General features: G+C 37.2%; 11 protein-coding genes and 1 rRNA gene. 9 read left to right on the plus strand and 3 right to left on the minus strand.

The window, feature by feature from the left end; genetic code table 11:
• Positions 1 to 189 precede the first annotated feature (189 nt).
• A 5S ribosomal RNA gene (gene rrf, locus IEX29_RS18530) occupies positions 190 to 305 on the plus strand.
• Positions 306 to 1,091: 786 nt separating this feature from the next.
• On the opposite strand, the gene IEX29_RS18535 is transcribed toward rrf, so the two are convergent.
• Positions 1,092 to 1,286, minus strand: coding sequence for a hypothetical protein (locus tag IEX29_RS18535; RefSeq protein WP_188736073.1), 195 nt, complete (start codon positions 1,284 to 1,286; stop codon positions 1,092 to 1,094).
• 116 nt (positions 1,287 to 1,402) lie between these two features.
• Entirely contained in the window at positions 1,403 to 2,671 is a 1,269-nt protein-coding gene (locus IEX29_RS18540) for a BaiN/RdsA family NAD(P)/FAD-dependent oxidoreductase (protein ID WP_188736404.1), read from the minus strand.
• A 221-nt stretch (positions 2,672 to 2,892) separates the two neighbouring features.
• Here IEX29_RS18540 and IEX29_RS18545 point away from each other — a divergent pair, with 221 nt between their 5' ends.
• From IEX29_RS18545 to IEX29_RS18570, 6 genes are all read left to right on the plus strand, one after another.
• A complete protein-coding gene (locus tag IEX29_RS18545) occupies positions 2,893 to 4,515 on the plus strand; it encodes a putative polysaccharide biosynthesis protein (RefSeq protein WP_188736075.1) in 1,623 nt (540 codons plus the stop codon).
• A 16-nt stretch (positions 4,516 to 4,531) separates the two neighbouring features.
• Positions 4,532 to 5,266: a pseudouridine synthase gene (locus IEX29_RS18550; RefSeq protein WP_188736077.1), complete on the plus strand. Its 735-nt coding sequence runs from the start codon at positions 4,532 to 4,534 to the stop codon at positions 5,264 to 5,266.
• Positions 5,267 to 5,268: 2 nt separating this feature from the next.
• Positions 5,269 to 5,841 (plus strand): RNA 2',3'-cyclic phosphodiesterase, encoded by a 573-nt coding sequence (gene thpR / locus IEX29_RS18555; RefSeq protein WP_188736079.1) that lies wholly within the window; start codon positions 5,269 to 5,271, stop codon positions 5,839 to 5,841.
• A 177-nt stretch (positions 5,842 to 6,018) separates the two neighbouring features.
• Positions 6,019 to 6,948 (plus strand): nuclease-related domain-containing protein, encoded by a 930-nt coding sequence (locus tag IEX29_RS18560; RefSeq protein ID WP_188736081.1) that lies wholly within the window; start codon positions 6,019 to 6,021, stop codon positions 6,946 to 6,948.
• A gap of 35 nt (positions 6,949 to 6,983) precedes the next feature.
• Complete coding sequence (locus IEX29_RS18565; RefSeq protein WP_188736082.1) at positions 6,984 to 7,892, plus strand: diacylglycerol/lipid kinase family protein; 909 nt, start codon at positions 6,984 to 6,986, stop codon at positions 7,890 to 7,892.
• Positions 7,893 to 8,327: 435 nt separating this feature from the next.
• On the plus strand, positions 8,328 to 9,146 hold the full coding sequence (locus IEX29_RS18570; RefSeq protein ID WP_188736084.1) for a phosphotransferase family protein: 819 nt from the start codon (positions 8,328 to 8,330) through the stop codon (positions 9,144 to 9,146).
• 16 nt (positions 9,147 to 9,162) lie between these two features.
• Here IEX29_RS18570 and IEX29_RS18575 read toward each other — a convergent pair whose 3' ends face one another.
• Positions 9,163 to 9,432 (minus strand): YtzH-like family protein, encoded by a 270-nt coding sequence (locus IEX29_RS18575; RefSeq protein ID WP_229720289.1) that lies wholly within the window; start codon positions 9,430 to 9,432, stop codon positions 9,163 to 9,165.
• A gap of 189 nt (positions 9,433 to 9,621) precedes the next feature.
• Between IEX29_RS18575 and trmB the strand changes: the two genes are divergently transcribed.
• Positions 9,622 to 10,257 (plus strand): tRNA (guanosine(46)-N7)-methyltransferase TrmB, encoded by a 636-nt coding sequence (trmB, locus tag IEX29_RS18580; RefSeq protein ID WP_188736088.1) that lies wholly within the window; start codon positions 9,622 to 9,624, stop codon positions 10,255 to 10,257.
• 247 nt (positions 10,258 to 10,504) lie between these two features.
• Positions 10,505 to 11,770: a uracil permease gene (gene uraA / locus IEX29_RS18585; protein WP_188736090.1), complete on the plus strand. Its 1,266-nt coding sequence runs from the start codon at positions 10,505 to 10,507 to the stop codon at positions 11,768 to 11,770.
• Positions 11,771 to 12,088: the final 318 nt, after the last annotated feature.

The following is a 12,088-nucleotide window of genomic DNA, read 5'->3' on the forward strand; positions in this document are numbered from 1 at the left end:
AGGTGGAAGCGTGGCGACACGTGCAGCTGACGGATACTAATCGATTGAGGACTTATCTAAGTTTTTGATGTCACGTTACTCTTATTTAGTTTTCAGGGTGCAAAACCATACATACTTTTTAAAATTAGTACTTGATTTTTTCTCAAAAACGATTATAATATTGATTGTTACTGATTTTTAAAATCCTTGTCTGGTAACGATAGCGAAGAGGTCACACCTGTTCCCATGCCGAACACAGAAGTTAAGTTCTTCAGCGCCAATGGTAGTTGGGGGCTTCCCCCTGCGAGAGTAGGACGTTGCCAGGCACATTGAAAAAGGAGTTAAGCATAATAGTGCTTGGCTCTTTTTTTATGTGAAAAACTTTAATATGTATGGGTGAATGTTCGTCTTTAAAATATTAGATACGCAATTATCTTTTTAAAAATAGATTGAAACATACTTTAAATCATGATTCAGCTGGAATGAGTAAGGTAAATTGTTAGAACGAGAAAAAATATGACTGTTTCAAAATTGGTTAGATAAGGGTTTGCTTTTATTTTTGTAAGTAAATGTATTCTTTTCACTAAAATAGTATCCAACATTACAGCCAAGTAATAAAATATAAATAAACTAAATAAGATCATAAAAGTAAACATTACAATTTCACTATTGTTCCAAAAAGTGACTGCCAAAGAAAATAACCAAATCCATTTGATATTAGCTAATAATTCAAATGGATTAGTTAAAGTTTCCATTATATACTTCCCTTGAGTATGTGTGATAGAATCCTCATTCTCATTTTTTATTAAAAAAGTAACATGTTCTGTCCTGTCTGAAATGCCATTGTGATTAATAACATAACAAAATACAGATAACCAAATATAGTACCTAATGCTAAGCTAAATAGCGCGAATTAGCTATTTGAAATAGCGTAAGAGGTAACGGAAACCTTCCCTTATCTTTAATTATTGCTTTGTATGTAGTAAATATTTTATAGCTGCTTTTACCGTAACAGTTGTTTTAAAACGTTTATGATAATCAAGCAGCTGAATATTTTGATGATATATAAAAAAATAGGAAGTATCGCTAAGGATACTTCCCAGTCTGACATATTAACTCATTCCAAATGGCCCTAATGTTTCAGGATCTTTTTTCGCCGAGTTTGATTTTTGTTTAGAGCTGAAAAATGGAGCTGCCTGTTGCAGCGCCTGACCTACATTCTGCTGCTGACTGGTCATAGAATAAAATGTAGCTGCGCCGATACCGACAGAGGCAACCAGTGGAAGCCAAATTGAGTTTTTTTCCATACTAATCCTTCCCTTCTACAAATGTGAAAAAGGCAGTTATTAGCCGCTGACCAACGGATAAAAGGCCAGTTCAGACAATCTTATTATTTCCGCAGAAAAATAAATTATGAAAGTCATTAATTAACATCTGTTTTTATGTCCAAAGCTGCATTCATTCCGGCGATTCTGCCGGTAACGAGGGCAGAGGTAATATTATATCCACCGGTATACCCGTGTATATCTAAAATTTCTCCGCAAAAATATAATCCATGCATCATTTTTGATTTCATCGTGTTTGGAACAATTTCTTTAATGGAGATACCTCCACCAGTAACAAAGGCTTTTTCCATAGGAAGACTGCCATGTACTTGGAAGGAAAAGTTTTTAATATTTTTCACAAATTCAAGCGTAGTGCTTTTAGATATATTAGCACATTTTTGTTCTGCCCCAATATCATGCTTTTCCATTAAATAATCAAGAAGACGCTCAGGGATTAACCCTTTGACTGCATTTTTAAAAGCTTTTTTGGGGTTTTCTGAAAGGATATCTTTTATTTGCTTAAATAAATCATCTTCTGTTATTTCCGGTAAAATATCAAGATGCATTTCTACAGCATTTCTGCCGCGCATAAGTTCTTTGACAACAAATTGGGAACACCGTAAAACAGCTGGCCCGGAAATACCGAAATGGGTGAAAATCATATCCATCTGATGTGTGATGATTGGCTTTCCCCGCTTATTTAATACACTTAAACGAATATTTCTTAAGGAAAGACCCTGAAGCTTCTTTTGCTTAATAAATGCTTCGTTTGAGGTGAGTGCCACTTCTGTAGGATATAGTGTGGTTACAGTATGACCTGCAGTCTTAGCCCAAGGGTAGGCGTCTCCTGTAGAGCCAGTATGTGGCACAGCTTTTCCACCGGCAGCAATAACAATAGCTGCAGCTTTAACAGAAGCTTCCTCTTCAAGGTGTACTGTATGTATATCCTCACCATATTCTATAGCAGCTACTTTCGTATTCATTTTAACCGAAACACCTTGCACTTTTAGTTGATGAATAAGTGCATTCACAACATCCATTGCTTTATTTGATTCCGGAAACATTCTGCCATGATCTTCTTCCTTTAAAGCGATTCCGAGACCTTCAAAGTAATCAATAATATCATAATTATTAAATACGGAAAAAGCACTATATAAAAATTTACCATTACCAGGAATATGTTTTATTACTTCCTCTTGCGGTAAACGGTTGGTTACATTGCAACGGCCGCCTCCGGATATGGCTAATTTCTTGCCAAGCTTTTTTCCTTTTTCAACAAGCAGTGTTTTTGCACCATGTTCAGCTGCTGAAATAGCAGCCATTAATCCGGAGGGACCTCCTCCGATAACAACAACATCATAATCCAAGAGTTTTCTCATTCCTTTCTTTACCATGCGTATCGTAGCATTTTCTAAAAAAATGTACAATATATATTATTTATTCGTAATAATAAAGAGTTTTTATAGGATTTGTCGATTTTTAGCAATTTAAATCAAAGAAAGCAGCCAAAAAGTATGCTAAAATTAATAGGAAGTGCTAAAATAAAGCAATCTATTTTATTAATCTAATTGTAGGTGAAAAAGTTACAATGTCAAATATGCTAAGAGGAACAATGCTGTTATCAGGTGCATCGTTCCTGTCCAGGTTTTTAGGAATGATTTTTGTTATACCGTTTTTTGCAATTGTTGGTACGGCAGGAAGCGCGTTATTTACATATGCGTATACTCCATACAGTATTTTTATCAGTTTATCCACCGTTGGAATCCCTGCAGCGGTATCAAAGTTTGTGTCTAAATATAATGCTTTAGGCGATTATCAAATCGGGATGCGGATGTTTCGGGCTGGCAGCGCATTAATGCTTGTCAGTGGTGTTATTGCATTCCTTGTTATGTTTTTATCGGCGGATTGGATAGGAGCACAGCAAATTAAAGGAGAAGGCGGACCAATAACCCCGGATGATATAGCCTTTGTTATCCGGATGGTCAGTTTTGCGCTAATTGTTATTCCGGCGATGAGTATTGTCCGGGGGTTCTTTCAAGGAAATCAATCGATGGGACCAACTGCTATTTCACAGACAATAGAACAAATTGTACGAATCATAGCTATTTTGGCCGGCTCATATATTATCGTAAATTTTTTTAATGGATCAATTACATTAGCAGTCGGTTTTGCGGCATTTGCAGCACTGATTGGTGCACTTGCATCATGTTTGGTTCTTTTCTGGTATTGGCGGAAGAGAAAGCCGTTTATTGATAAACAAATTGCCAAACAGGAAGTAACACATGATTTTCGAACAATTGATTTATTTAAGGAATTATTCCGCTATGCCGGTCCATTTGTATTAGTCGGCTTAGCTATTCCGTTGTATCAGCTTGTTGATCAGTTTACATTTCAGCCGGCAATGGTTGCCAGCGGCAGAGGTGCATTATATGATACAGAATTAGCTGTAATTAATAATTTGGGACATAAAATAATTATTATTCCAATGACGATTGCTACAGGATTATCAATGGCAATGCTTCCATCATTAACAAATGCTTTTACACAAAATGATCAAACTGCTTATAAAAAGCTTATTAACCAGGCTTTACAGGTTATTATGGTTTTTGTTATCCCAGCAGCTGCCGGGATTGCAATCCTTTCTGACGAGATTTTTGGAGCTTTATTTACGCTGGAGGATATTGAGATTACCGGATCATTAATGGCGTGGTACGCTCCAGTAGCATTGCTGTTTGGACTGATTACCGTTACTGCAGGAATGCTGCAGGGGGTTAACCAGCAGAATTATGCGGTTGTCAGCCTGTTGGGCGGCTTGTTAGTGAAAGTAATTTTTAACAGCCAGTTTATTCATCTGTTTGGCGGCAAGGGCGCCATTTTAGGTACGGCGATTGCAGCAGGAATTGCGGTTGGACTAAATTTAGCGCGGTTAAAGAGAACCGTGAATTTTTCATTTAAACAAACAATTAAACGGACGATTTTAATATTAATTTTTACTGGTATGATGTGCTTCGTAATTGCGGTATTAAAATTTGCTTTTGGCTTCTTTCTGCCATATCAGGAAGTACGCTGGGCAACGGTTGTCATGCTTCTTGCCGGTGTATCCGCAGGAGGGTTGTTTTATCTCTATTTAGCGTATAAATCAACTTTGCTGGATCATATATTTAATGGCAGTGTACCAGGTTTAAACCGGTTAAAACGTGTGAAAAGATAGAAGTAGGGAGATTCATATGCGATTAGATAAATTATTAGCAAATATGGGTGTCGGAAGCAGAAAAGATGTAAAAAAGTTGTTGAAAGCAAAAAAAGTCACTTTAAATAATAAAGTAATCAAAGATGGCTCTGTTAAAGTAAATCCAGACGATGACAGCGTACGTGTAGAAGGAGAGCCCGTTATCTACCAGGAATTTATTTATTTAATGCTTCATAAGCCTCCTGGTGTTGTATCAGCAACTGCTGATGGAAAAGATAAAACGGTTATTGACCTGCTATCCGAGCAGGATAAGCATTTTCAGCCTTTTCCAGTAGGAAGGCTGGACAAAGATACAGAGGGGTTATTATTGATTACAAATGACGGGGATCTGGCACATCAGCTGATATCACCTAATAAAAATATTTCGAAAATGTACCGTGCAAAGGTTAAAGGAGAGCTCCCGCAGGATGTTGTTCAACAATTTGCTGCGGGTATTACACTGGATGACGGCTATCGGACAAAACCAGCTGAACTTAAAATATTAACTGCAACTGAAGAATCTGGGATTTCTGAGGTTGAAATAGAGATTACAGAAGGAAAATTTCATCAGATCAAGCGGATGTTTGAAGCAGTAAATTGTAAGATTACCTATTTAAAACGATATCGAATGGGCAAATTAAGCTTAGACAGCCAATTGCCATTAGGGGCTTATCGTCCACTGACAGAGGAAGAAATGGCGTATTGCTTCAGTTTAAAAAACAAGGAGTTTTAACCATGTCTCATTATTTTATAGGTATCCAGGTGAAACCGGAGCTTGCAAAGCAATTATCGGAGTGGCAGATAAACCTAAAAAAACAGCTTCCATATAAACGGTGGACAAGCAGGCCGGATTTTCATATCACACTAGTTTTTTTAGGCGATATGGACGGAAATTTAACATATGCTCTCCAAAGCAAACTTCCATTTGCAGAAGCATATTCAGTATTTGATATAAAAAGATCTGAGCTGGGGACTTTCGGAAACCAGCAGCAGCCACGGGTTCTCTGGATGGGCATTGAGAATAATCCAGTATTAAACCAGCTTCAGAGGAAAGTTGTTCAAATCTGTGAGTCAATTGGATATAATAGAGAAAAAAGAGCATATACTCCGCATATTACAATAGCTAAGAAATGGGCAGATCAAGATAAATTCCTAACAAAAAGGATTTGGAATGATGTATTGGAGAATATGCCTGACTTAGACAATAAATTTAAGGTGGATGCTTTTCATTTATATAAAGTACATCCCGCGTCAAATCCCAAATACGAGATTGTTCAGAGTTTTCCATTGACTGAAAGCAACGAATGAGTACTGTGAGCGTATATTGATAAATGAGTTTGTAAAACGGAGATAAAACGATCTTTGCAGACCTTTTTTATAGTGCACAGCACGGGATAAATATTTTTGATTTGCATAACCGTAATGAAAGCATTCACCTAAAGAACTGACGAATGCCGGGGTTTCTAATGAGAAAGAGGAGAATAGATGGCACAGTTAATTAAGCTACAGGATTATATCTCAAGGTATGAATGGGATACATATCGCTATCCTACACAATATATCAGACAAAAGAAAGAGCAGTGGCAGCGATTCTATTCAGAATGGCTTGATCCTGCTCTGGAGGAAGAAGAGCAGGCAGATGCTGAAAATACGGAGGAAAAAATCTCTATTCTGCAAAAATGGAAAGAGCGTTTTATAAAAGCACCGGTTGTTGTAGAGGATCTAACACCTGATGAGAAGATAGTAAAACGAAAAAAAGACTTAATCAAAGTGCCTGATACAGAGGAAGAATTAAAACAGGTTTTTCTGGACCAGTTATTAGAAATTCAAATGAAGTGGGCGTCATCAACTGTTTCGCAGGTGTCTATAGTTGATTCTGGTTATTATAACGACTCCTTATTACGATTCTTATTACAGCGTTTGCCAGATACATATCTAGTGATGTACAGGCCGATATTTGAAGTGAAGCAGGCGGCAGTTGAAACAGATATTATACTTATTACTCCAATCGGGGTAGAAATACTCCGTTTTGTAGAATTGGATACAGATGAAGTAATTATGGCTGGAGATGAACGGACCTGGACCATTACAGCAAAAAATAATGAAGAGCCTATCCGCATTGTTAATCCATTAATTTCATTGAAAAGATCTGAAAAATGGATTGAACGTTTTCTCCATGCAGAGAATATTGATATTCCGATTAAGAAAATGGTTATATCCAGAACGAATCGTATTTTATATGCAACATCACCTTATCAAAGTGAGATTATTGATAAGCTGGCTTTCCCAGAATGGTTTAAGGATAAAAGATCTGTACATTTACCGCTTAAGAAAAGGCAGCTGAATGTAGCTGAATCATTATTACGAAACAGTTTATCGCAGTCTATACCAAGACCGGAATGGGAAGAAGAATAAGCCGCCGGATTACTTTACGAAGAGGATAATTGAGTATGTATTTATTGATTGTGAATCCGAATGCCGGAAATGGTCATGCAAAAAAGGTTTTTGAACGAATTCAAAAAATGGCCAGCTATCAAAATATAGAGCGAAAAACATTATTTACAAACCAGCCTGGTGATGGCCAGAGCATTGCTGAAACATATTCAAAAAATGAACTTATAAAACATGTTATTGTAATTGGCGGGGATGGCACGATGCACGAAGTAATGAATGGCTGGTCAAATCAGGCTGTGCCTATCTCATTTATCCCGGGCGGCTCTGGAAACGATTTTGCCAAAGGAACAGGGCAAAGGAATAATGCTGAAAAACAATGGCAGAATATAATTTCAAACCCGGCTAAGCACCCTTTTTGGAACGGTTCATTTCAGCCGGAAAACGGCCGGGAAAAAAAGTTTATAAACAGTATAGGTATTGGAATTGATGCAGCTACAACAGAAATATCGAATCAATCCCGTTTAAAAGGTTGGCTTAATCATCTCAGATTGGGAAAGCTGATTTATCTCATTGCATTAATTCAAGCTATTTTGAGATTTCAACCAATGAATATCCGTTTGATGTATAATGGAATGACAAAACATATAGAAAATGTCTGGATGGTATCGGCGGCAAATCACCCCTACTGCGGAGGAGGGCTAAAGGTAGTTCCTCATGCAACAGTAAATCCAAATGATCTTTCCGTATTGGTTATCCATCAGATTTCAAAAAAGAAAATTCTGTTGTTATTTCTGCTGGTTATCTTTGGCCTGCATCGATATTTAAAGGAAGTCGAATTATTTCAGGTCAAAGAAATGACAATTGAGGTTGAATCTCCTGTCAGCTACCAGGCAGATGGAGAAACCGGCAGACTTCAGACTTGTTATATAAAAAGGGATAAACAGGCGGTATACATAAATAAATAGTAAGAAAAACAGATTGATTGAAGTTTCATTCTATTTTAATATAATTGATAAATTATATAGATATTGTAATTTTGATCATTTATAGATACAATAAAGACTTAACACGTTAAAAAGAATCATATTATTTATCGGAAATAGTAAAGGGCTGCTTAACTATCTGTATTCGTAATCAGATAAAAAAGCAAAAGTCATCTTTTACATAGAGAGCAACTTCATCTAGTGAAGTTGCTCAATGGCGGGTAATTACAACGCCTTCGTAACCTTTGTCCTGTAGTCCCAAAACAACCGGACCGTTACTGACTGCCCGGCTCTCACTTAGAAATGAATTATATTCTTAATTTCTTGAAGTGAGAGACCCGCAGTCAGTTACACAGTGATAAATAAAGATTTTTCGGACGATCCTTGAATGCTAATTTTGAAAGATGGGAAGACATTATGATTAACTGGCTCGAACATGCTTTAGGTACAGGGTGGCTTGTCAGACCGGCTGGTGGTTTAACCGGTGAGGCATTTATAGCTGAAAAAAATGGAAAGCGTTTGTTTCTGAAAAGAAACACCTCGCCCTTCTTAGCGGTACTCTCTGCAGAAGGAATTGTACCAAAGCTTATTTGGACAAAGAGAATAGAAAATGGTGATGTTATTACCGCTCAAGAATGGCTGGAAGGGCGTTCTTTGAATGAAGAAGAAATGAAGCAGCAAGCTGTGGCTGATTTGTTGTATAAAATACATCATTCCTCTGAATTAATGCATATGCTGTTAAAAATGGGGAAAAAACCGACGACCTCAGACGAAAGTTTTGCAAAATTATGTTTGCAGTTAGAAGAAAATGGTTTAATACATGAACATAAAGAGGTAAAGGAAGCAATTGGTTTATTAGAGATGATGCTTCCCTACACCAGAAATCAAAAGCTGGCAGTATGCCATTGTGATATGAATCACAATAATTTAATTTTAACAAGAGAAAATATGATTTATTTAATTGATTGGGATAATGCGACCATTGCTGATCCAGCAACGGATATTGGTATGCTCTTAAAATGGTACATTCCCCGGGAAAATTGGGAAGAGTGGCTTATCAATTACGGAATAGAACCGGATAGACAATGGTTTATTCGCATGTACTGGTATCTGCTTCAGGATAATCTGCAATTCTTATGCTGGCATTTTGCACGTCAGGAGAATGGAAAGGTTCAGCAAAGATTAAAAGAATTACTGGAAATTAACTGGTCCATTAAAGATTTTATCGTATCATAATTTTCAAGAAATCTTTTTATATATTTTGCTGGACTGTATTAATCCAGTGACTGATCTGATCCTGATGATCATCGATATGTTTGGAGCAATCAGATATGGCAGATCCTTCTTTACCATATTGATGAATGCTTGTCAGAACATCCTGAATATCCTGGTCAGAAAGTTCTTTTTGGGCTAATATGGAGGCAGCAAGCCGTTCCAGCTGAGCATATTCATTAGGAGAACCAGAAACATTAGACTGATGTTCATCCAGAATATCACACAATAGCTGCAGTTTATTTTCCATAGATAATTGCATCTTAATTCACCTCATTCCTGAGAATAGTTTAAACGAATGATCATTTATTATTCACTGCGGATTAACTTATCTGATCTCCTTTTTACAGGGAGGAATATAAGCTGCGTTCTTTACGTCCCGGGATTGTGGTTTTTGACGTTACTACATAAGTAAAGCAATAAAGTGAGGATAATTTATATGAGACAAAGATATAAGCCTTGGGCTGACGATTATTTAAAAGAAAAAAATCATATTGCATTAGAAAATCCCGATTTGAATAAAGGGAAATGGAACAGCGTTTTTGGAAATGACAATCCGATTCATGTTGAAATCGGCTCAGGTAAGGGGCAATTCATCACAGGGATGGCAAAGCAGTATCCAAATATTAATTTTGTTGGTATCGAAGTTGCCAAAAGTATTATTGTTTCAACTGTTCAAAAGGTAGATGAAGAAGGTCTGGACAATATCCGCCTTTTAAACGAGGATGCGAATGATATCCGTTCTTTATTTGCAGATAATGAAATTGAACAAATTTACTTGAACTTCTCTGATCCATGGCCCAAAAATCGTCATGAGAAGCGCCGTTTGACTTATAAGAGCTTTTTAGAACAATACCAGGATATTTTGCCTAATGAAGGTCAAATCGTTCTGAAAACAGATAATAGGGGCTTATTTGAGTATTCTTTAGTCAGCTTTTCAGAATATGGGATGAAGCTAGTGGAAGTGAATCTGGACCTTCATGCAATAGAAGATGAAACAAATGTGAAGACAGAGTATGAAGAGAAATTCTCTTCCAAAGGACATGTTATTTATCGCTGTAAAGCAAAATTCTAAACTTTTCAAATGAATGATTGACAGTTGTGGCATTTATTTGTCATAATGTAATATGATATTATCGTATGTAATGAACCTTTAATCTGGTCCTGTGAGGCTGGTAAGGTCAATCGGATAAAGCAAAATATATATTCCTTTAGAGGATAATGTTCCTTTGTGAATTCTGACACCTTACCTTCCGCATGGGTAAGGTGTTTTTAAGTTCGGCATAATAAATAGAGAGTTTACATAGAAGGGACAGATAGCTATGAAATCAAGGGAAATACAAGTACATGAACGGCCGCCGTTATTACAGAGCCTGCCTTTAAGCCTGCAACATCTATTTGCTATGTTTGGATCAACCGTTTTAGTTCCGATTTTATTTAATGTAGATCCAGCAACCATTTTAATGATGAACGGCTTTGGAACATTGCTCTATATACTTATTACAAAAGGAAAGATCCCTGCATACTTAGGATCGAGCTTTGCCTTCATCTCTCCGGTTACAATGGTTCTGACGAATGGCGGAGGATACGGTGCAGCGCTTGGCGGATTCTTTGTGGTCGGTCTAGTTTTAACCTTAATAGGGATTATTGTAAAATACGCAGGTACCAGCTGGATCGATGTGATTTTCCCGCCTGCTGCCATGGGCGCAATTGTTGCGGTTATCGGACTGGAGCTTGTGCCTAATGCTGCAGATATGGCAGGCCTGTTGCCCGGAGCAGACGCATCCAGAGATATGACAGCTATTACAATATCCTTGTTGACTTTGGGAGCCACCATTATTTACTGGGTAACCTTACGGGGGTTCTTAAAAATTATTCCAATTTTACTTGGGATAGTGACTGGTTACGTGATTGCAACAATGTTTGGAATTGTTGATTATGCAGCAGTGCGTGAAGCTGCCTGGATTCAAATGCCGACATATTATCAAATTGAGTTTAATTGGTCTGATATTCTTATTATCTTACCTGCTGCACTTGTTCTGGTGCCGGAGCATATTGGGCATTTGGTGGTTACTGGGAATATTGTAAAGAAAGACATGATAAAGGATCCCGGCTTAGATCGTTCGTTATTTGGTAACGGTATTTCCACAATGATTTCCAGCTTTTTTGGGTCAACACCGAATACAACATACGGCGAGAATATAGGTGTTCTCGCGATTACGAGAGTATATTCTACATGGATTATTGGCGGAGCTGCAGTACTGGCAATTCTTCTTTCGTTCTGCGGGAAACTGGCTGCCTTGATTTCGTCTATTCCAACACCTGTTATGGGCGGAATATCTTTATTACTATTTGGGATTATCGCAGTAAGCGGTTTGCGTATGCTTGTAGAGCAGCAGATTGATTATAATAAATCTCAAAATTTGATCCTGACCTGTGTCGTTTTAGCAATTGGTGTAAGCGGGGCAACCATCCAGCTGGGAACAGTAGAGCTGAAAGGGATGGGTCTGGCAACAATTGTCGCAATTTTAATCAGCCTATTCTTTAAGCTGTTAGATATATTAAACTTATCAAATGAAGATAAGTAGGGAAGTACAAAATAAACAATTTACGAAAAAAAGAACTTTGGCGGCATTTTAAATTCTAACGGGAGAACTTACATGCTGCTTTAAAGTTCTTTTTTCTATTATAAATTTTTCCATATGAATAAAATTACGATGAAATATAGAAAGCGATGCCAACTCAAGCACCATAACATTTTATTAGCTGTTATATAATAGAACGCCGTTATATCAAACTGTACAGCCTGTTAAATTCTTATTGACGAGCGGTCTTATTGGTGATAACATGTCGATTATCGACAAAATGATTTGATGATTGACAAATGATTTGAAAGCATTACCTGG

The organism is Oceanobacillus neutriphilus, assembly GCF_014645515.1.
Classification (GTDB): domain Bacteria; phylum Bacillota; class Bacilli; order Bacillales; family Amphibacillaceae; genus Oceanobacillus; species Oceanobacillus neutriphilus.

What these genes read in the sequence shown, in the direction of transcription:
- IEX29_RS18535 (WP_188736073.1), bottom strand. Translation starts at nt 1,286, where the DNA reads ATGGAAAAAAACTCAATTTGGCTTCCACTGGTTGCCTCTGTCGGTATC.
- IEX29_RS18545 (WP_188736075.1), top strand. Translation starts at nt 2,893, where the DNA reads ATGTCAAATATGCTAAGAGGAACAATGCTGTTATCAGGTGCATCGTTC.
- IEX29_RS18550 (WP_188736077.1), top strand. Translation starts at nt 4,532, where the DNA reads ATGCGATTAGATAAATTATTAGCAAATATGGGTGTCGGAAGCAGAAAA.
- thpR (WP_188736079.1), top strand. Translation starts at nt 5,269, where the DNA reads ATGTCTCATTATTTTATAGGTATCCAGGTGAAACCGGAGCTTGCAAAG.
- IEX29_RS18560 (WP_188736081.1), top strand. Translation starts at nt 6,019, where the DNA reads ATGGCACAGTTAATTAAGCTACAGGATTATATCTCAAGGTATGAATGG.
- IEX29_RS18565 (WP_188736082.1), top strand. Translation starts at nt 6,984, where the DNA reads ATGTATTTATTGATTGTGAATCCGAATGCCGGAAATGGTCATGCAAAA.
- IEX29_RS18570 (WP_188736084.1), top strand. Translation starts at nt 8,328, where the DNA reads ATGATTAACTGGCTCGAACATGCTTTAGGTACAGGGTGGCTTGTCAGA.
- IEX29_RS18575 (WP_229720289.1), bottom strand. Translation starts at nt 9,432, where the DNA reads ATGGAAAATAAACTGCAGCTATTGTGTGATATTCTGGATGAACATCAG.
- trmB (WP_188736088.1), top strand. Translation starts at nt 9,622, where the DNA reads ATGAGACAAAGATATAAGCCTTGGGCTGACGATTATTTAAAAGAAAAA.
- uraA (WP_188736090.1), top strand. Translation starts at nt 10,505, where the DNA reads ATGAAATCAAGGGAAATACAAGTACATGAACGGCCGCCGTTATTACAG.